The 19,255-nt window shown below is 71.6% G+C and carries 16 protein-coding genes; 12 read left to right on the top strand and 4 right to left on the bottom strand.

Annotation, left to right across the window (positions count from 1 at the left end; translation table 11 throughout):
- Positions 1-234 precede the first annotated feature (234 nt).
- Positions 235-2,043: a hypothetical protein gene (locus OOK38_RS11270; protein WP_266761297.1), complete on the top strand. Its 1,809-nt coding sequence runs from the start codon at positions 235-237 to the stop codon at positions 2,041-2,043.
- A 54-nt stretch (positions 2,044-2,097) separates the two neighbouring features.
- Here OOK38_RS11270 and OOK38_RS11265 read toward each other — a convergent pair whose 3' ends face one another.
- Positions 2,098-2,937 (bottom strand): hypothetical protein, encoded by an 840-nt coding sequence (locus OOK38_RS11265; RefSeq protein WP_266761298.1) that lies wholly within the window; start codon positions 2,935-2,937, stop codon positions 2,098-2,100.
- 129 nt (positions 2,938-3,066) lie between these two features.
- On the opposite strand from OOK38_RS11265, the gene OOK38_RS11260 reads away from it, so the two are divergent.
- The 4 genes from OOK38_RS11260 (at position 3,067) to ilvD (ending at position 8,193) form a co-directional block, all read left to right on the top strand.
- On the top strand, positions 3,067-3,999 hold the full coding sequence (locus OOK38_RS11260) for a Ppx/GppA phosphatase family protein (RefSeq protein WP_266761299.1): 933 nt from the start codon (positions 3,067-3,069) through the stop codon (positions 3,997-3,999).
- Positions 4,000-4,719: 720 nt separating this feature from the next.
- Positions 4,720-5,544, top strand: coding sequence for a sugar phosphate isomerase/epimerase (locus tag OOK38_RS11255; RefSeq protein WP_266848386.1), 825 nt, complete (start codon positions 4,720-4,722; stop codon positions 5,542-5,544).
- On the top strand, positions 5,541-6,158 hold the full coding sequence (locus OOK38_RS11250) for a TetR/AcrR family transcriptional regulator (protein ID WP_266761301.1): 618 nt from the start codon (positions 5,541-5,543) through the stop codon (positions 6,156-6,158). Before OOK38_RS11255 ends, OOK38_RS11250 begins: the two co-directional genes overlap by 4 nt.
- Positions 6,159-6,339: 181 nt before the next feature.
- Positions 6,340-8,193, top strand: a complete 1,854-nt coding sequence (gene ilvD / locus OOK38_RS11245) for a dihydroxy-acid dehydratase (protein ID WP_266761302.1) — start codon at positions 6,340-6,342, stop codon at positions 8,191-8,193.
- Between the two features lie 83 nt (positions 8,194-8,276).
- Here ilvD and OOK38_RS11240 read toward each other — a convergent pair whose 3' ends face one another.
- On the bottom strand, positions 8,277-10,427 hold the full coding sequence (locus tag OOK38_RS11240) for a PQQ-binding-like beta-propeller repeat protein (protein WP_266761303.1): 2,151 nt from the start codon (positions 10,425-10,427) through the stop codon (positions 8,277-8,279).
- Between the two features lie 133 nt (positions 10,428-10,560).
- On the opposite strand from OOK38_RS11240, the gene OOK38_RS11235 reads away from it, so the two are divergent.
- The 4 genes from OOK38_RS11235 (at position 10,561) to OOK38_RS11220 (ending at position 12,873) form a co-directional block, all read left to right on the top strand.
- The gene (locus OOK38_RS11235) at positions 10,561-10,881 is read left to right on the top strand and encodes a peptidase (protein WP_266761304.1); all 321 of its coding nucleotides are present in this window, start codon (positions 10,561-10,563) and stop codon (positions 10,879-10,881) included.
- A 78-nt stretch (positions 10,882-10,959) separates the two neighbouring features.
- Positions 10,960-11,244 (top strand): peptidase, encoded by a 285-nt coding sequence (locus OOK38_RS11230; protein ID WP_266765792.1) that lies wholly within the window; start codon positions 10,960-10,962, stop codon positions 11,242-11,244.
- 66 nt (positions 11,245-11,310) lie between these two features.
- Positions 11,311-11,808, top strand: coding sequence for an EamA/RhaT family transporter (locus OOK38_RS11225; RefSeq protein ID WP_266761305.1), 498 nt, complete (start codon positions 11,311-11,313; stop codon positions 11,806-11,808).
- Positions 11,809-12,078: 270 nt separating this feature from the next.
- Entirely contained in the window at positions 12,079-12,873 is a 795-nt protein-coding gene (locus tag OOK38_RS11220) for a class I SAM-dependent methyltransferase (protein WP_266761306.1), read from the top strand.
- On the opposite strand, the gene OOK38_RS11215 is transcribed toward OOK38_RS11220, so the two are convergent.
- Positions 12,837-14,258, bottom strand: a complete 1,422-nt coding sequence (locus OOK38_RS11215) for a SulP family inorganic anion transporter (RefSeq protein ID WP_266761308.1) — start codon at positions 14,256-14,258, stop codon at positions 12,837-12,839. The genes OOK38_RS11220 and OOK38_RS11215 overlap by 37 nt on opposite strands.
- A gap of 308 nt (positions 14,259-14,566) precedes the next feature.
- On the opposite strand from OOK38_RS11215, the gene OOK38_RS11210 reads away from it, so the two are divergent.
- The 3 genes from OOK38_RS11210 to proC all read left to right on the top strand — a co-directional run bounded on the left by OOK38_RS11210 (position 14,567) and on the right by proC (position 17,291).
- Entirely contained in the window at positions 14,567-15,454 is an 888-nt protein-coding gene (locus OOK38_RS11210) for an ABC transporter ATP-binding protein (RefSeq protein ID WP_266761310.1), read from the top strand.
- Entirely contained in the window at positions 15,451-16,284 is an 834-nt protein-coding gene (locus OOK38_RS11205; protein WP_266761312.1) for an ABC transporter permease, read from the top strand. The genes OOK38_RS11210 and OOK38_RS11205 overlap by 4 nt, the downstream gene beginning before the upstream one ends.
- A 197-nt stretch (positions 16,285-16,481) precedes the next feature.
- A complete protein-coding gene (gene proC, locus OOK38_RS11200) occupies positions 16,482-17,291 on the top strand; it encodes a pyrroline-5-carboxylate reductase (RefSeq protein WP_266761314.1) in 810 nt (269 codons plus the stop codon).
- A gap of 192 nt (positions 17,292-17,483) precedes the next feature.
- Here the strand turns inward: proC and trpS are convergent, their stop codons facing one another.
- Entirely contained in the window at positions 17,484-18,485 is a 1,002-nt protein-coding gene (gene trpS, locus OOK38_RS11195) for a tryptophan--tRNA ligase (protein ID WP_266761316.1), read from the bottom strand.
- Positions 18,486-19,255 lie beyond the last annotated feature (770 nt).

Below are 19,255 nucleotides of genomic sequence, written 5' to 3'. Positions count from 1 at the left end.
GAGCCGCCGCAGCCCGTGCGCCGAGCCCCCGTGCCCCCTTCCCACCCCCGTGCGACCGAGCCCTCCGCGGAGCCTTCGCGACCCCATATGCCATCCCCTGCCATCGCCACCCGTGACGGCCCAGGCCAGGGGTCGGGGGTTCCTGTCCCCTTATGAGGGATCGTTTCACCCGTACGGATTAAATGTGCTCAAGGGGGAGGAAGGGGCCGCCCCCGGGCACCTACGGTCGCACGGGTGATGAGCAGCAGTTCGGAGACCTCCACGCACACCACCGGCGCACACCGGGCGCACGGAGCCGCGCGCAAGCGGGCGGCCGCGCCCCGTGCCGCGACCCCCCGCACCCTGTCCCAGCGTCCCCCCGCGCGTTACGAGCCCTACCTGGACGGCCTGTTCACCTACTGCCTGTCCGTGCTGTGCGACCACGACGCGGCCACCGCCGCCCTGGGCGACGCCCTCGCGCTGGCCGAGCGGCGCGGCCAGCGCGGCCCCGAGTCCGCCGCCGACCGCAGGGCCTGGCTCTACGCGCTGGCCCGCTGGTCCTGCCTGCGCAAGCTCACGGAAGCGCGGCGCAAGCGGCAGGCGGCGCACGCCTCCGGGCGCTCCGCCCCGCACAAGAGCGACCCCGGGGGCGCCTCGCAGAGCACCCACAAGGAAGCCGCGCAAAAGGGAGCCCACAAGGCCGCCGCCGACCGGCGCGCGGCCGAGGCCCTGAGCGCCGCGCCCCTCTCCGAGGAGGTCCAGACCCACCGGCGGCACGAACTCGGTCTGCTGGCCTGGCCGGAGGCCGCCGGCACCACCCCCGAGCAGCGCGAGGCGCTCGAACTCGCCGTACGCCACCAGCTCGCCGCCCACGAGGTCGCCGCCGTCCTGGGCATGGACCTCGCCACCGCGCGCGAGCTGCTCGCCTCCGCCGCCTGCGAGGTCGAACGCACCCGCGCGGCCCTCGCCGTGGTGGAGACCGGCGCCTGCCCCAGCGTGGCCCGGCTCACCGGCGACAACCAGCTCGTGCTGAGCACCACCCTGCGCGGCGAGCTGGTCCGGCACGTCGACGACTGCCCGCGCTGCCGCCGCACCGCCGAGCGCGCGGTCCCCGGCGCCTGGCCCGGCACCAGCGTCACGCCCGCGGCGCTCCCCGTCCTGGAGGCCCCGCACGCGGCCCTGCGCGTCGCCATGGCGCACGCCCCACGCGCTCGGGGCAGCGCCCCACGCTTCGACCGGCGCGGTTTCCCGATGGACCCCAAGGACCACGCCGCCCGCAGGGACCGGCTGCGCGCGCGTGCCGTCACGACCACGATCGTCGCCACCGTCGTCGCCGCGCCCGTTCTCGCCCTCTGGGCGGCGTACCGGGGCGCGCCCCTGGTCGGCGAGGGGGTGGACGGCCGCCCGGCCACCACGAGCGAGGCCCAGGACCCCGACGGTCTGGACGACGGGCGCGCGGGCGGCTACGAGAACGCCGGCAACGCCAGCGCCGGACCCGACGCCCGTTTCACCAAGGGCAGCCGCTCGCCGGATGTCTCCGTGGAGGTCGTCAGCGCCCCCGGAAGCACCCCGGGACAGAACGCGGGACACCTGTCGGTGGCGGCCGGCACCGACGGCGACACGACCCTGGTCACGCTGACCGCGTCGGGCAGTTCACCGGTCCACTGGTCGGCGCGCACCGGCGCGTCCTGGCTCTACCTCAGCCAGTACTCGGGAACGCTCGACCCGGGCGAGTCGTTGACGATCAAGGTGTACGTCGATCATCTTCGCGAGCCGGTGGGCCACTGGAGCGCGCGGGTGTCGATCTCCCCGGCGGGCGCGGTGGTCACCATCGCCGGGTACGGGAAGGCGGGCCCGTCCCACCCCGGTGGCCACGACCCCGCCCCCACCCCGAGCGACCCGAGCCCCTCGGGGCCGGGCTCCACCCAGCCCCCGACCAGCCCGGACCCGTCCCCCGCTCCGAGCGATCCGACGCCGACGCCCACTCCCACCGACTCGGCCTCCTCGGACCCGGGCGACTCGACGTCGCCGCCGGGCGACAGCGGCGATCCGGACCCCTCGTAGGGCCCGGGCCGTCGGCCGTGAACAGGACGTGCGGCGGTGCGGGCCCCGCCGGGCTCAGCCCACCGGGTCCGCGGGATGCGGTGCCAGCAGCGGCAGCTGTGAGGCCAGCCGTTCCTCGCACAGCTCGACCAGGCGGTCGTATCCCGCCTTGCCCATGAGCTCGACGAGCTCCGGACGGTACGAGACGTACACCGGGTCGCCGGCGCCGTGCGCCGAGGTCGCCGACGTGCACCACCAGTGCAGGTCGTGGCCGCCCGGGCCCCAGCCGCGGCGGTCGTACTCGCCGATGGAGACCTGGAGCACCCGGGTGTCGTCGGGCCGGTCGATCCACTCGTACGTGCGGCGCACGGGCAGCTGCCAGCAGACGTCCGGCTTGGTCTCCAGCGGCTCGCGCCCCTCCTTGACGGCCAGGATGTGCAGCGAGCAGCCCGCGCCACCGGCGAAGCCGGGACGGTTCTGGAAGATGCAGGAGCCCTGGTACGGGCGGGTCTGGCGGTCGCCGTCCTCGTCCTGCGACACCCAGCCCGTCTCCACGCCCACGTCATGGTTCTGCCAGATCTCCGGCGTGAGCCGTGCCACGTGCCCCGCCACCCGCTTCTCGTCGTCCTCGTCGGAGAAGTGGGCGCCCAGCGTGCAGCAGCCGTCGTCGGCGCGGCCCGCCTGGATGCCCTGGCAGCCGCTCCCGAAGATGCAGTTCCAGCGAGAGGTCAGCCATGTCAGATCGCACCGGAAGACCTGCTCGTCATCGGCCGGGTCAGGAAACTCCACCCACGCGCGAGCGAAGTCGAGCCCCTTCTCGTCGCTCTTCTTCACGGACTTCTTGGGCTTCGCGGCCTTCGCCTGCGAAGACCCCGTGGCCGATTTGTCAGGCTTCGCCTTTTTCGTCTTTGGCACGCGTCCAGGGTAAGTCGCTTCTGCCCGCTCCGGGGACGCCTCCCTCGTCCACTGTCCGCAGAGCACCGTTCGATGTGGGCCTTCGCCCCGCCCCACGTGGATCGCCGTGTGGGCAGTAGCGTTCCGTACATGAGACTCGGTGTCCTCGACGTGGGTTCGAACACGGTGCATCTGCTGGTGGTGGACGCCCACCCCGGCGCCCGCCCGCTGCCCGCGCATTCGCACAAGGCCGATTTGCGGCTTGCCCAACTGCTCGACGAGAGCGGGGCGATCGGCCCCGAAGGCGTCGACAAGCTGATCCAGACCGTCCGGGACGCCCTGGAGGCCGCCGAGGACAAGGGTGTCGAGGCCCTGCTGCCGTTCGCGACGTCGGCCGTACGCGAGGCCAGCAACGCCGACGAGGTTCTTGCCCGGGTGCACGCCGAGACCGATGTCGAGCTGCAGGTCCTCACCGGCGCCGAGGAGGCGCGGCTCACCTTCCTGGCGGCCCGCCGCTGGTTCGGCTGGTCGGCGGGCAAGCTGCTCGTCCTCGACATCGGCGGCGGCTCCCTGGAGATCGCGTACGGCATGGACGAGGAGCCGGACGCGGCCGTGTCGCTGCCGCTCGGCGCCGGCCGGCTGACCGCGGGCTGGCTGCCCACCGATCCGGCGGACCCCGCGGACGTGCGGGCCCTGCGCCGCCATGTGCGGGCCCAGATCGCCCGGACGGTCGGTGAGTTCAGCCGTTTCGGCGCCCCGGACCACGTGGTCGCCACCTCCAAGACGTTCAAGCAGCTCGCCCGCCTCGCCGGGGCCGCGCGCTCCACGGACGGCCTGTACGTCCAGCGCGAGCTCAAGCGCCGGTCCCTGGAGGACTGGGTCCCCCGCCTCACGTCCATGACTGCCGACGAACGGGCCGAACTGCCGGGCGTCTCCCCGGGCCGCTCCGGCCAACTCCTCGCCGGCGCCCTGGTCGCCGAGGGCGCCATGGACCTCTTCGGCGTGGAAACCCTGGAGATCTGCCCCTGGGCCCTCCGCGAGGGCGTCATCCTGCGCCGCCTGGACCAGATGGCATCGGAGTAGGAAACAGAACAGAAGGGGGCCCTCCCCGACACGGCGGGGCGCACCCGACCGGGCCCCGCCCGGGACCGGGCCTCGGGGACGGCGCCGTCAAGGGGCGCGGGGAACGGCGCGCCCGGCCCCGCACGGCGGACGGTCGCCCACCGGTGTTCGCCGGCACGGCGGAGGTGCGCCCGACCCGGCGACGCCTGGGTCCGGGCGTCGGGGATGGCGCCGTCAAGGGGCGCGGGGAACGGCGCGCCCGGCCTCGCACGGCGGACGGTCGCCCGATGCCAGTCCCACCCACGGCGATGGGGCGTGCACGACCCGTCGATCACGCCTGGAGCACCCGGGGTGTCCTGGCACCGATCGCGCCAGGAGTGCCCCGCCGGGGCATGGCGCCGATCACGTCAGGAGTGTCCCGCCGGGGCGTGGCGCCGATCACGCAGCACCGCCGGTGCCCGTCGCGTCGATCACGCGACACCCCGGTGCCCGTGGCGTCCGTCACGGACCAGCCGGCCGGCGCCGTGGCGTCCATCACGAGAGCGCCCCCGGCCGGGGCCCCGAGCCCTCCGGGCAGAGGCCCGCCGCACCCCGGGCCGGAGGCCGACTCACTCCTGGTCGGAGGCCGACACGCCCCCCGGCCGGAGGCCAACCCACCCCCGCCGGGGGCCCGCAGGAGCCTCCCGGCCAAGCTCGCCGCCCCTCACCCAACCGCCGGAGGCACCCCGTACGCTGTCCCTCGTGGCAGAACCAGTGGTGCGCATCCCGGATGCGAAGGTCGCGCTGTCCACGGCGTCCGTGTACCCGGAGTCGACGGCGACGGCCTTCGAGATCGCCGCGCGCCTCGGCTACGACGGTGTCGAGGTCATGGTGTGGACCGACCCGGTCAGCCAGGACATCGACGCGCTGCGCCGCCTCAGCGACTACCACCGGATGCCGATCCTCGCCGTCCACGCCCCCTGTCTGCTGATCACCCAGCGGGTCTGGTCCACCGACCCCTGGATCAAGCTCCAGCGCGCCAGGGCGGCCGCCGAGAAGCTCGGCGCGAGCACCGTGGTCGTCCATCCCCCGTTCCGCTGGCAGCGCCAGTACTCCCGTGACTTCGTCACCGGGATCTGGCGCATGGCCGACGAGACGGACGTCCGGTTCGCCGTCGAGAACATGTACCCGTGGCGCTACCGCGACCGCGAGATGCTCGCGTACGCCCCCGACTGGGACGTGACGAAGGACGACTACCGGCACTTCACGATCGACCTCAGTCACACCGCGACCGCCCGCACCGACGCCCTCCAGATGATCGACCGGATGGGCGACCGCCTCGGACACGTCCACCTCGCCGACGGCAACGGTTCCAACAAGGACGAGCACCTGGTCCCGGGCCGCGGCACCCAGCCCTGCGCCGAACTTCTGGACCGCCTCGCGCAGTCCGGTTTCGACGGCCACGTCGTCATCGAGGTCAACACCCGCCGCGCGATGTCCAGCGCCGAGCGCGAGGCCGACCTTGCGGAGGCCCTCGCCTTCACCCGGCTCCACCTCGCGTCCGCCGTGAAGGTGCCCCGGGGATGACGGACGCCGCCCCCCGCCGCGGCCGGGGACGTCCCACGCGTACGCAGACGGAGTCCGGCCCCGCCACCCGCGACCGCATCCTGGAGGCGGCCCGCGAGGAGTTCTCCGAGCGCGGGTACGAGAAGACGTCGGTCCGCGGCATCGCCAAGTCCGCCGGCGTGGACTCCGCCCTCGTGCACCACTACTTCGGCACCAAGGAACAGGTCTTCGAAGCGGCCATCGAGGTCGCCTTCGCCCCCGCGCTCGGCGCGCCCGAGACGCTCGTCGAGGGCCCCGTCGACGGTGTCGGTGAACGCCTGACCCGCTTCGTCCTCGGTATCTGGGAGAACCCCACGAGCCGTACCCCGCTGCTGGCGATCGTCCGCTCGGCCGTGAACAACGACACCGCGGCCGCCGTCTTCCGCCGTCTCGTCGCCGCGCAGCTGCTGCGCCGCATCGCGGGCCGGCTCGAGGTCCCGGACGCGGAGCTGCGCGCCGAGCTGGCGGCGGCCCAGCTGGTCGGGGTCGCGATGCTGCGCTATGTGATCAAGGTCGAGCCGCTGGCCTCGGTGGATCTGGAGCGCATCGTGGCCAGAGTGGCGCCCGTGGTGCAGGGACACCTGACGAACCCATGAGCGAGCGGACCCGCCGACGAGGCGTTTCCGATTCCCCGGAACGCCGCTGACGTGCGCGTATGCCACGCGAGGACGGCCGCTGGGCGAGATGTGCGTCCCGAGATCCGGACGGCCTGTCCGGATCCTGGAGCACCGGCGTACGCTCGACCTCAGTCAAAACTCTCCGAAGGAGCGAGCGACGATGCCCGAGCTGAGGTCCCGCACAGTCACCCACGGCCGCAATATGGCGGGCGCACGCGCCCTGATGCGCGCCTCCGGTGTACCGGGCGCGGACATCGGACGGAAGCCGATCATCGCGGTCGCCAACTCGTTCACGGAGTTCGTGCCGGGGCACACCCACCTCCAGCCCGTCGGCCGGATCGTCAGCGAGGCCATCACGGCGGCCGGCGGCATCGCCCGTGAGTTCAACACGATCGCTGTCGACGACGGCATCGCGATGGGCCACGGCGGCATGCTGTACTCCCTGCCCTCCCGCGACCTGATCGCGGACTCGGTGGAGTACATGGTCGAGGCGCACTGCGCCGACGCCCTGATCTGCATCTCGAACTGCGACAAGATCACGCCCGGCATGCTCATGGCCGCCCTGCGCCTGAACATCCCGACGGTCTTCGTCTCCGGCGGCCCCATGGAGTCCGGCCGCGCCACCCTGGTCGACGGCACGGTCCGTACGCTCGACCTGGTCGACGCGATCTCCGACGCCGTGAACGACAAGATCTCGGACGAGGACATCCTCCGTATCGAGGAGAACGCCTGTCCGACCTGCGGCTCCTGTTCCGGCATGTTCACCGCCAACTCGATGAACTGCCTGACCGAGGCCATCGGCCTGAGCCTGCCCGGCAACGGCTCGGTCCTCGCCACGCACACCGCCCGCAAGGGCCTGTACGAGGACGCGGCCCGCACGGTCGTCGACATCACGCGCCGCTACTACGACCAGGACGACGAGTCGGTCCTGCCGCGCAACATCGCCACCCACGCGGCGTTCGAGAACGCCATGGCCCTCGACATCGCCATGGGCGGCTCCACCAACACGATCCTGCACCTGCTGGCCGCGGCTCAGGAGGCGGGCGTCCCCTTCGGTCTGGACGAGATCAACGAGGTCTCGCGCCGGGTGCCGTGCCTCGCCAAGGTGGCCCCGAACGTCGCCAAGGACCGCACGTACTACATGGAGGACGTGCACCGCGCCGGTGGCATCCCCGCCCTGCTCGGCGAACTGCACCGCGCGGGCCTGCTCAACGAGGACGTCCACACCGTCCACAGCCCGTCCCTCTCCGACTGGATGAAGACGTGGGACGTGCGCGCCGGCTCCCCGTCCCCCGAGGCGATCGAGCTGTGGCACGCGGCCCCCGGCTGCGTCCGCTCCTCCGAGGCCTTCTCCCAGTCCGAGCGCTGGGAAGCCCTGGACGAGGACGCCGAGGGTGGTTGCATCCGCTCCGCCGAGCACGCCTACTCCAAGGACGGCGGCCTCGCGGTTCTCAAGGGCAACCTGGCCGTCGACGGCTGCGTCGTGAAGACGGCCGGCGTCGACGAGTCCATCTGGACCTTCGAGGGTCCCGCGGTCGTCTGCGAGTCCCAGGACGAGGCCGTCGACAAGATCCTCAAGAAGGAGATCACGCACGGCGACGTCGTCGTCATCCGCTACGAGGGCCCCAAGGGCGGCCCGGGTATGCAGGAGATGCTCTACCCGACGTCCTTCCTCAAGGGCCGCGGCCTCGGCAAGACCTGCGCCCTGATCACCGACGGCCGCTTCTCCGGCGGTACTTCGGGCCTGTCGATCGGCCACGCCTCCCCGGAGGCCGCGTCGGGCGGCACGATCGCCCTCGTCCGGGACGGCGACCGCATCCGCATCGACATCCCGAACCGCTCGATCGAACTGCTCGTGTCCGACGAGGAGTTGACCACCCGCCGCGACGCCCTGAACGGCGCCTACGCCCCCGTGAACCGTGAGCGCAAGGTCTCGGCCGCCCTCCGCGCGTACGCCGCGATGGCGACGAGCGCGGACAAGGGCGCGGTGCGGGACGTCTCGAAGCTGGGCTGATCACCGGCCCGGACACCGGGCCGACGGTCACGCACCAGAAGTCCACGAAGGGGCCGCTCCTGCCGGGGCGGCCCCTCCGCGTGTCACCAGCCCGAGGGATCCCGCCCGTCGACCGCGAAGAGGGAGCCGTCGGGGGCGGTGGCGTAGATGTGGTTGCCGGCGGTGAGGGGGGCCGGGAGCACGTCGGCCAGCGAACCCTGCTTGCCGCCCAGGCGCGCTTTGGTCTGGCCGAGCAGTGCTCCATGCACGGTGTCGATCGCGAGGAGCCGTCCGTCCGCGGCGCTCAGGTAGAGGCGGTCGTCGGCCACGGCGGGAGCCGACGCCCAGCTGACGGAGGTTTCCACCCGCCACGACTGTGCCGAGGTCACGGTGTCCACGGCCACCAGCGCGCCGCCGTCGGCCAGCAGATAAGCCGTGTCCCCGTGGACGACAGCCTGTGCTCCCGGAAGAGGCAGGCGCAGTGCGGTGCGCTTGACGGTCCGGGCAGTGACGTCGTACCGGACGACGGCGTCCGTGTACTGGTGCGAGTCGGTGGAAGTGAACCAGAGGACGCCGGCACGCGCGTGCACGAGGCTCAGCCCGTGATCCAGGCGCCTTTGCCAGCTCATGGCACCGGTCCGAGGATCGACCGCCGCCACTCGGGTCGGCCCTCCGTTCGATGAGACGGCGTACGCGACCCCGTCCCCGTAGGACGAGAATCTCGGCAACGCCTGTCCCGGAAGGGCGTGTTGCCACAGCTTCTCGCCGGTCGCCGCGTCGAGCGCGGTGACTTCGGAGTTCTGTCCGGTGAGCAGGACGACAGCACCGACGTGGGCGATCCCGCCGCCGTAGCGCGTGGTGTCGCGGTCCCAGCGGGTCTTTCCCGTGGCGGGATCCAGTGCCGTCAGCCGTTGTCCGCCCCGGCTGAGGACATGCAGCAGACCGCCGGACAGGACCGGCGGGCTCGTCACGTCGCCGCTCCCCCATCCCGGGTCGGGCCGGGACCACAGCACTTTGCCGTTCGCGGGATCGACGCCGGTGGCCAGTACGCCGGGCCGGATGCAGTACAACCGGTGCGAGCCGTACGTGCATTGCGGCTGACCGGCGGCTTTCGCGCCGTAGGCGTCCGGCTTCACGGCCCACGGCTCGAACACGCTGCTCTTCGGCGGCTGCCGCTTCTCCGTCGCTGGGGTCTCCGTCCCGCCGAACCCCGCGACGGCGCCGACGGCTGCGGCGAGTCCCGCCAGGGCCAGGGTGACGGGCAGGCGCCAACGCCGCCCGCCCCTCTTCCGGGCGGCCACATGGGTGCGGTCCTCGGCACCCTTCGGCCGTTCACGCCCCGGCCACGGACGCGGCTTCCGAGCCGGTGGCGCCGACTCCCCGTTCCCGACGCGCTGTTCGGGAATGAAGGCCCGGGTGTCGTACGAGGCCGAGACCGAGCGCAGCGCGGTCATCAGCTCGTCCGGGGTGGGCCGGTCCTCGGGTTCCTTGGCGAGGCAGCGCGAGACGAGGTCGACCATTTCCTCCGGAACACCGGTCAAGTCCGGGTCGTCGTGGACGACTTGATAGGCGACCAGATAGGGACTGTCCGAATCGAACGGCCCGCTCCCGGTGGCCGCGTGGACGATCACCGAACCGAGAGCGAACACGTCGGCGGCCGGCCCGACATGCCGTGGCCTGCTGAACTGCTCCGGCGCCATGAACGGCGGAGTCCCGATCAACTTTCCGGTCTCCGTGCGCAGTTCACTGTCGGCGGGGCGCGAGATGCCGAAGTCGATGACTTTCGGCCCGTCGTCGGCCAGCAGTACGTTGCTGGGCTTGAGATCGCGGTGGACGACACCGGCCCGGTGGATGTCCCGCAGGGCCTCGGCGAGTCCGGCCATCAGGTGGCGCAGCCGGGCCGACGACAGCGCGCCGTTCCGCTTCACATGCTCGGCAAGTGTCGGGCCGGGGATGAACAGGGTTGCCATCCACGGGTGTTCGGCCTCGGGATCGGCGTCCACCACGGGCGCGGTGAAGGCGCCGCTGACCCGGCGGGCAGCCGCGACTTCCTGACGGAACCGCCCCCGGAACTCGGGGTCCTGAGAGAACTGGGCATGGACGACCTTGACGGCGAGCCGCAACCCGGAGGCAGAGCGCGCCAGATGCACGATCCCCATGCCACCGGAGCCGAGTTCCGCCTCCAGCAGGTACTGCCCGGCATAACGCGGTTGTTCCGCTTCCGAGTTCGTACCGGTGCTGCGCTGTGGCGGCATCACTCACCCCCGTGGGTCCGTCCGCTGCGCGACGCGCAGAGCCTAGTCGATCCTTCGTGCGAAACCTCGACGGCTTGCTAGCCTCTGCGCGCAGCATGAATTTGGCGTGAACCAATCAACGGGGGAGATCGATATGGCCACGGAAGACATCACTGTCGCCGGCTCGGCGGATGCGGCGGACGCGGAGCCGCTGGCCGCCCAGGCACTGCGCACGTACCCGCTCGCACCGGGCCACAACGTCAACGTCCGCAGCGGCCCGGGCACCCATTACCCGATCGTCCGTACGCTGTCGGCCGGCTCGAGCATTCCGATCCGCTGCCAGTGCCCGGGAGAGTCCGTCACCGGTCCGTACGGCACCTCGACGATCTGGGACAACATCGCCAACGCGCAGTTCGTTTCGGACGCGTACGTGAAGACGGGCAGCGACGGCTACGTCGCGCCGCGCTGCTCCTGACGACAAAGGGGAACGCTTGTGAAGATCGTGTCAGGCAGACGGGCCATGCTGGTCGGAGGGGCCACTGCCGCTCTTCTGATGGTGGCGGGGGCCACGTCCGAGGCGTCGCCCGCGTTGCGTACGTATCCCATCGCGCCGGGCGTGGCCGTGAACGTCCGCAGCGGCCCGGGCACCCATTTCAGCATCGTCCGTACTCTGCCGGCCGGCTCGCGTGTTCCGATCTACTGCCAGTGCCCGGGAGAGTCCGTCAGCGGCACCTACGGGACGAGCAAGACCTGGGACAACATCGCGAACGGGCAGTTCGTCTCCGACGCGTACGTGCAAACGGGCAGCGACGGCTACGTCGCCCCGGCGTGTTCCTGACAGACGCCCGCGTCCAAGGGCACCCGCGGCGGTCGCCGGAGCCGGGACCGGAGCGATAATCGTCGGGTGAGCGACGAGACCGACACCGCAACCGGCACCCCCGCGGGGCCCCAGCCCGAGCCCCTGCGTTTCTTCGGGACGACCTGGGTGGAGCACGACGGCGGCTACACCGGCCGCCGGATCGGCGTGGCCGTCGGCTCCCTCGCCGCCGCGGTGGCCGGCTGCTTCGTGCTCCGCTTCGCGTACCAGGGCCTGGCCATCGCGGATGTGGGGACGCCCGTGACCGTGATGGTCGTGGTGATGTTCGCGGTGTGCAGCGCCCTCGCGTTCCGCCACACCTCGGAAGCGTTCGCCAAGCGCCCCGACCCCGACCGCCAGGCCTCGCTTCGCGGTCTGCTGGCCATCGGTTTCGTCGGCTCTCTCCTCGCCTACTCCGTCCGCTCCCTCACCGAGGCCCCGGGCGAGAAGCTCCACCGCGAGGAGTACGAGGCGGCGAAGGAGCAGTACACCCGCCGCACGACGCGCCGCACCGGCAACCCGTCGCGGAAGAGCCGCCGGTCCTGACCCCGCCCGGGTCCCCGCACCGGTGATGAGCCGGGAGCGAGCCGGGTCCCCGCACCGGTGACGAGCCGGGAGCGAACCAGGTCCCCGCATCGATGATGAACCGCGGACGAACCAGGCCCCGCACCCGAGGACGAGTCCGGCCGGGATCGATCCCAATCGATCCCAATCGATCCCAATCGATCCCAATCGATCCCAAGAGGTCTCCAAGAGGCCCAAGAGGTCAGGGAAAGCCACTACCCCAGCTCCCTCACCACGCCCGACCATGAACGCATGACCCTTCCCTCCTCTCCTGCCTCCCCGCACGCCGCCCGGGCCCACTCGTTCAACGCGGCCGCGGCGCAGTACGCCGCGAACCGTCCGTCGTATCCGCCGGCCCTCTTCGACGCCGTCGAAGCCCTCGCGGCCCGCTCCCTGGCCGGTGCCACGGTCGTCGACGTGGGCGCGGGCACCGGGATCTCGACCGGACTCCTGGAGGCCCGCGGCGCGGATGTCCTCGCCGTGGAACCCGGCCCCGGCATGGCAGCCGAGTTCCGGCGCGCCCACCCCCGCATCCCGATCGTCCGGGGCAGCGGCGACGCCCTGCCCCTCGCCTCCGCCTCCGCGGACTTCCTCACCTACGCCCAGTCCTGGCACTGGACCGACCCGAGCCGTTCGGTGCCGGAGGCGCTGCGCGTGCTGCGTCCCGGCGGGGCGCTGGCCCTGTGGTGGAACACCGAGGCACTCGATGTCCCGTGGATCGCGGCGGCCGCCCGGCGCGCCGGGCGCTTCCTCGACCGGGACCAGGAGGCCGAGAAGAACGACGGCGTCGCTCGCGCCACCCACGCGCTCACCGCCGACCCCAGTGGCCGCCTCTCCTTCGGCCATCGGCAGGTCCGCTGGAGCCGGCGTATCCCGATCGGCACCCGCCTCGCCAACATCGGCAGCCACTCGCTGTTCCTGGTCCTCGGCGAGGAGACCACCGGAGCGTTCTTCGCCGAGGAACGGAACCACCTCCTCGAGGCGTTCCCGGAAGGGTCCGTGGAGGAGACCTACGTCGTGGAACTGCTGGTGGCGACCCGTTCGTGATCCCGCCCGGCGGCCCACCCCTCGAGGGCCGCCGCACACGCGTGATCGACATGCCGCAACCCGCCCAGCTCCAGCCGTACGTCACGGTCGTGCGGCAACGCCTCCAAGGCGTCCAGCAGCTTCGGCAGCCGGAGGAAGGTGGCATTGCCGACCACCCGTACGACCATGCCCGCGGCGCCCCGGTCCTCGGTCTCCACGTGGACATGACTGATGTCCCAGGCGGTCTTGGCCACCGCGAGCGCGAGCCCGACCAGCACACCCTCGAACAGGTTCCCGGCCACGATCGACACCGCGGTCACGACCAGCACCACCATCTCACCGCGATGCCCACGCCACAGCGTCCGCACCTCCCGCACCGGCACGAGCTTGCACCCCGCGTGCACCAGCAGCCCCGCGAGCGCGGCCACCGGAATCAGCCCGAGCACCGCGGGCACCACGGCCGTGAACAGCAGCAGCCACACCCCGTGCAGCACCCGCGACACCTTGGTCCGCGCCCCGGCCTGCACGTTCGCCGCGCTCCGCACGATCACCGCGGTCATCGGCAGCGCCCCGAGCATCCCGCACACGGCGTTCCCGGCGCCCTGCGCGATGAGCTCGCGGTCGTAATCGGTGCGCGGCCCGCGATGCAGCCGGTCCACCGCCGCCGCACTGAACAACGACTCCGCCGAAGCGATCAGCGCGAACGCCAGTACCGTCCCGATCACACCCACTTCCGTGAGCCGGCCCAGGTCCGTGAGGGACGGCGGCCGTACGGCGTCGAGCAGCCCCCGCACCTCGACCCGTCGCACCGCCAGATCGAACGCCCCGGTCACGGCCGAGGCGAGCGCCACCGCCAGCAGGGGCGCAGGCACCACCCGTGCGCCCCGCCGCCACCGCGGCCAGAGCAGGAGTACGGCCACGGTGGCGCCGCCGATCGCCAGTGCCACCGGATCCGCGGCACCGGCCAGCGAGCCCAGCCCGGCGATCTTCCCGAGCCCGCCGGAGGGCGCCGTCGCGTCGCCCATCGCGTACACCTGGCCCGCGATCAGCACGAGCCCGATCCCGGCGAGCATTCCCTGCACCACGGCCACGGACACGGCCCGGAACCATCGCCCGAGCCGTAACGCCCCGAGGCCGAGCTGCACCAGCCCGGCCGCGAGCACCAGGACACCCAGCACCCGGACCCCGTACGCCTGCACAGCCTCGTACACCAGCACGGTCAGCCCGGCCGCGGGCCCGCTCACCTGCAGGCTGCTCCCGGGCAGCATCCCGGCGACCAGCCCGCCGACGATCCCGGTCACCAGCCCCAGCTCGGCGGGCACACCGGACGCTATGGCGACCCCGACACACAGGGGCAGCGCCACCAGAAAGACGACGAGGGACGCGAACAGATCGGCTTTGCGCATCACGACAGCACCTCCGGTCGACAGTGGGAGATGCGTGGGTGCCGCGCCGGGGGAGGGCGCGGCGGACCTGGCGGTACGGCAGGAAGCCGCACCGCACATTGAAATCCATTGTCAGGTAAGCCGGTCGATCGCACAGCCCCTCCGGGCGACCGTCACGCGAACGCGGGAGCGCATCGTTCGGCGGCACAGCGGACGGCCCGGTTCCGTTCGCGCCGACGCGCGCCTGCGCCGCACGGTGCTCCGGCCGTTCGGCCGGCACGCCGCGGCTCTTGACCGCCGCACCGCACGGGAGGAATATTCATCGAGTGATGATTATTCGTCCACGTCCGCCCGACCCCACAGGAACACCCGTGCCCCCTTCCCAGACCGCCGTCCGCGCCGAAGGCCTCACCGTCGTCCGCGGCACCCGCACCGTCCTCAACGGACTCGACTTCACGGTCCCGCGCGGCCAGATCACCGGTCTGCTCGGCCCTTCCGGCTGCGGCAAATCCACCCTGATGCGCGCGATCGTCGGCACCCAGGCCAAGGTCGGCGGCACCCTCGACGTCCTCGGTCTCCCGGCCGGCGACGGCGCCCTCCGCTCCCGCATCGGCTACGTCACCCAGGCCCCCTCCGTCTACGACGACCTGACCGTCCGCCAGAACCTCGACTACTTCGCCGCGATCCTGGACCCTGGCCGGGCCGCCGCCGAACGCCGCCACGCCGACGTCACCCGGGCCGTCGCCGACGTCGACCTCGCCTCCCACGCCGACTCCCTCGCCGGCAACCTCTCGGGCGGCCAGCGCAGCCGCGTCTCCCTGGCGGTCGCCCTCCTCGGCACCCCGGAACTCCTCGTCCTCGACGAACCGACCGTCGGACTCGACCCGGTCCTGCGCCGCGATCTGTGGAGCCTCTTCCACGCCATCGCCGAAGAGCGCGGCGCGACCCTGCTGATCTCCTCCCACGTCATGGACGAGGCCGAGCGCTGCCACCGGCTCCTCCTGATGCGCGAGGGCGGGATCCTCGCCGACGACACCCCCGACGCCCTCCGCGAACGGACCGGCTCCGACACCGTCGAAGCCGCCTTCCTCCACCTCGTCGACGAGGCGGTCGCGGCCGCGCAGTCCACGCCGAGCACCACACCTCAACCGCGGACCCCCACCGACCCCGAACCCCGGTCCGCCGGCGCCCACCCCCGCGAGGAGACCGCACGATGAGCCCGACCGCACCCACGAGCCCCCCTCCGGCGACCACACCCGCGGGCCTCGGCGCATCCGGGCAGGCGGGACCGGCGTCACGCCCGAGCGCGCTCAACGCCTCCCGCACCATGGCCACCGCGACCCGCGTCCTGCGTCAGCTCCGTCACGACCCGCGCACCATCGCGCTGATGATCCTCATCCCGTGCGTGATGCTCTTCCTGCTCCGCTATGTCTTCGACGGCAGCCCCCGCACCTTCGACTCCATCGGCGCGTCCCTCCTCGGGATCTTCCCGCTGATCACGATGTTCCTGGTGACCTCCATCGCCACCCTGCGCGAGCGCACCTCGGGCACCCTCGAACGCCTCCTCGCCATGCCCCTCGGCAAGGGCGACCTGATCGCCGGCTACGCCCTCGCCTTCGGCGTGCTCGCCGTCATCCAGTCGGCCCTGGCCACCGGACTCGCGGTCTGGCTCCTCGGGCTCGACGCCACGGGCTCCCCCTGGCTCCTCCTGCTGGTCGCCCTCCTCGACGCCCTCCTCGGAACGGCCCTCGGCCTCTTCGTCTCGGCCTTCGCCGCCTCCGAGTTCCAGGCCGTCCAGTTCATGCCGGCCGTGATCTTCCCCCAGCTCCTCCTCTGCGGCCTGTTCACCCCCCGCTCCAACATGCACCCCGTCCTGGAGGCCATCTCCGACGTCCTGCCCATGTCCTACGCGGTCGACGGCATGAACGAGGTCCTCATGCACACCGACATGACCGCGACCTTCGTACGCGACGCCCTGATCGTCGCCGGGAGCGCGCTGCTCGTCCTGGGACTCGGAGCGGCGACCCTGCGACGCAGGACGCCGTAGGATCCCGCGCCCCGGCGGTCCCGGCTGGCCGGGCGGTCCCCGCAGGTCGGGCGGGTCGGGCGGTCCCGGCGGGTCGGGCGGACGCCGGCCGGGACCGGGGCCGGACGCCGTCCGCCCACCGGACAGCCCACCCGCCCCCATGACCCCGGTGGGAGGATGAACGCGGACGACCCAACCCTCGGAGGGCACCCGCAACCATGACTCAGAAAGTCGCAGTCCTCGGTACCGGCAAGATCGGCGAAGCCCTGCTCAGCGGAATGATCCGAGGCGGCTGGGCCCCCGCCGACCTCCTGGTGACAGCCCGCCGACCGGAGCGGGCCAAGGAACTCCAGGAACGCCACGGAGTGACCCCGGTCAGCAACACGGAGGCGGCGAAGACCGCCGACACCCTGATCCTCACCGTCAAGCCCCAGGACATGGGCACCCTCCTCGACGAACTCGCCCCGCACATCCCCGCCGACCGCCTGATCATCAGCGGCGCGGCAGGCATCCCCACCTCCTTCTTCGAGGAGCGACTGGCCCCCGGCACCCCCGTCGTCCGTGTCATGACGAACACCCCCGCCCTCGTCGACGAGGCCATGTCCGTCATCTCCGCCGGCAGCCACGCCACCGCCGAGCACATCGCGCACGCCGAGGCCCTCTTCGGCGCCGTCGGCAAGACACTCCTCGTCCCCGAGTCGCAGCAGGACGCCTGCACCGCCCTCTCCGGCTCTGGACCGGCGTACTTCTTCTACTTGGTCGAAGCCATGACGGACGCGGGCATCCTGCTCGGCCTGCCCCGCGACAAGGCCCACGACCTGATCGTCCAGTCCGCGATCGGCGCCGCCGTGATGCTCCGCGACAGCGGCGAGCACCCCGTGAAGCTCCGGGAGAACGTCACGTCCCCCGCGGGCACCACGATCAACGCCATCCGCGAACTCGAGAACCACGGCGTACGCGCCGCACTCATCGCCGCGCTGGAAGCAGCCCGCGACCGCAGCCGCGAACTCGCCTCCGGCAACAGCTGACGGAGCCGGCCGGCCCTCGACACCGAGCAACCCGCTCCGGCACCGAGCGACCGCCCTCGGCACCGACCCGCCCCGATACCGAGGGCCGCTCGCCGCCGAGGGCGACTGCCAGCCAAGCCACCAGCCACCGGCCAAGCCACCAGTCGCCAGCAGCTTGAGGCCAACAGCACGAGGGCCGCCGACCCTCAGCTCTCAGTCAGTCGCCGGCAGCAACCCGATCGCCCCGTACGCCGCGTCCACCCTCGGCCGCGCCATCTCTCTGGCCTTCGCCGCACCGTCCCGCAACACCCCCTCCACATACGCAGGATCCGCGCACAACTCCTTGTGCCTCTCCTGTACGGGCCTGAGGAGCTCGACCACGGCCTCGGCGGTGTCCTTCTTCAAAGCGCCGTACGACTCATATACACCGCTCAAGGCTTCGGGGTTCCCACCCTCACAGGCCGCGAGGATCTCCAGCAGATTCGAGATCCCGGGCCGCTTCTCCCGGTCGTACTCGACGTCCTGGCCGCTGTCCGTCACGGCCCGCATGATCTTCTTCCGTACGGCATCCGGTTCATCGAGCAAATAGACGACGCCCGGTCCGACGTCGTCGCTCTTCCCCATCTTCGACGTCGGCTCCTGCAGGTTCATGACCCGCGCCGCGACCTCAGGACGTGTCGCCCGAGGAACCACGAACGTGTGCCCGTACCGCTGGTTGAACCGCACCGCCAGATCCCGGGTCAACTCGACATGCTGCGTCTGGTCGTCCCCGACCGGCACCTCGTCGCTCCCGTATGCCAGGATGTCGGCCGCCATCAGCACGGGATACGTCAGCAGCGACAGCCGCACGCTCCCACCGCGCTGCCGTTCCAGCGCGGCCTTCTCCTTGTACTGGATCATCCGCCGCATCTCGCCGTCCGTCGCGACGCACTCCAGCACGTACGACAGCCGCGCGTGTTCGTCCACATGACTCTGTACGAACACGGTGCACAGTTCCGGATCGAGCCCCGAGGCCAGCAGCAATGTCGCCGCCTGCCTGCTGAGCCTGCGCACCCGCCCCGGATCGTGGTCCACGGTCAGCGCGTGCAGATCGACGATGCAGAACAGGGCGTCGGCCCGGTGCTGATCCGTGTTGGCCCAGCGCCGCACGGCTCCCAGATAGTTGCCCAGCGTCAGATGCCCGGTCGGCTTGACCCCGCTGAAGATCCGCGTCATCTCTCCACCTCCTGGTCGAGGCCGCCGCGCCCACCGGCCGGCTCCCCAGGGGGGAGACACAAAAACGGCCGCCGAGGGCGGCGGCCGTTGGGTACATACGTGAGTACGGCCGCCGTCAGGCGGCCCACCACTGCTGGGTGCACGTATGTGTGGTCATGGGGGTCAGCGTACGCCTCGGGTGTCCCACCCGGACCGGAGTTGACACGACCCCGGCGCGTCCGTAGTGTTCTCCGAGTTGTCCGACGTGAGCGCCGACTCCGGTCGGTCCCCGGACAGCCATTCCGCACCACCATTCAACGATCGACGACTCGTCGTCGGCTCGTTTTCATGCGTGTTTGCGAAATGAGGATTCCGCGTTCGAAAGGACGCCACCCCGATTAGCTCGGGAGCCAGGAATCCGCTAATGTCTCACTCGTCGGAACGGCCCAACAGCCGCGAAGACAAGCCCCGCTGACTGGGAGTCAGGCCCGAAAGGATCTGATAGAGTCGGACTCGCCGGAAAGGGAAACGCGGAAGCGGGAACCTGGAAAGCACCGAGGAAATCGGATACGGAAACGGTCTGATAGAGTCGGAAACGCAAGACCGAAGGGAAGCGCCCGGAGGAAAGCCCGAGAGGGTGAGTACAAAGGAAGCGTCCGTTCCTTGAGAACTCAACAGCGTGCCAAAAATCAACGCCAGATTTGTTGATACCCCGTCTCCGGCCGATCGGTCGGGACGTGGTTCCTTTGAAAAAGTCCTGCCGGGCACTGCCTGGTAGGCGCATCAGCGAG

Origin of the sequence: Streptomyces sp. NBC_00568 (assembly GCF_026341855.1) — a bacterium.
Taxonomy (GTDB): domain Bacteria; phylum Actinomycetota; class Actinomycetes; order Streptomycetales; family Streptomycetaceae; genus Streptomyces.
Note: the sequence above shows the minus strand (reverse complement) of the source record. Positions and strands in the feature narration are given on the sequence as shown.

What these genes read in the sequence shown, in the direction of transcription:
- OOK38_RS11260 (WP_266761299.1), top strand. Translation starts at nt 3,067, where the DNA reads ATGAGACTCGGTGTCCTCGACGTGGGTTCGAACACGGTGCATCTGCTG.
- OOK38_RS11250 (WP_266761301.1), top strand. Translation starts at nt 5,541, where the DNA reads ATGACGGACGCCGCCCCCCGCCGCGGCCGGGGACGTCCCACGCGTACG.
- ilvD (WP_266761302.1), top strand. Translation starts at nt 6,340, where the DNA reads ATGCCCGAGCTGAGGTCCCGCACAGTCACCCACGGCCGCAATATGGCG.
- OOK38_RS11240 (WP_266761303.1), bottom strand. Translation starts at nt 10,427, where the DNA reads ATGCCGCCACAGCGCAGCACCGGTACGAACTCGGAAGCGGAACAACCG.
- OOK38_RS11235 (WP_266761304.1), top strand. Translation starts at nt 10,561, where the DNA reads ATGGCCACGGAAGACATCACTGTCGCCGGCTCGGCGGATGCGGCGGAC.
- OOK38_RS11230 (WP_266765792.1), top strand. Translation starts at nt 10,960, where the DNA reads ATGGTGGCGGGGGCCACGTCCGAGGCGTCGCCCGCGTTGCGTACGTAT.
- OOK38_RS11220 (WP_266761306.1), top strand. Translation starts at nt 12,079, where the DNA reads ATGACCCTTCCCTCCTCTCCTGCCTCCCCGCACGCCGCCCGGGCCCAC.
- OOK38_RS11215 (WP_266761308.1), bottom strand. Translation starts at nt 14,258, where the DNA reads ATGCGCAAAGCCGATCTGTTCGCGTCCCTCGTCGTCTTTCTGGTGGCG.
- OOK38_RS11210 (WP_266761310.1), top strand. Translation starts at nt 14,567, where the DNA reads ATGATTATTCGTCCACGTCCGCCCGACCCCACAGGAACACCCGTGCCC.
- OOK38_RS11205 (WP_266761312.1), top strand. Translation starts at nt 15,451, where the DNA reads ATGAGCCCGACCGCACCCACGAGCCCCCCTCCGGCGACCACACCCGCG.
- proC (WP_266761314.1), top strand. Translation starts at nt 16,482, where the DNA reads ATGACTCAGAAAGTCGCAGTCCTCGGTACCGGCAAGATCGGCGAAGCC.
- trpS (WP_266761316.1), bottom strand. Translation starts at nt 18,485, where the DNA reads ATGACGCGGATCTTCAGCGGGGTCAAGCCGACCGGGCATCTGACGCTG.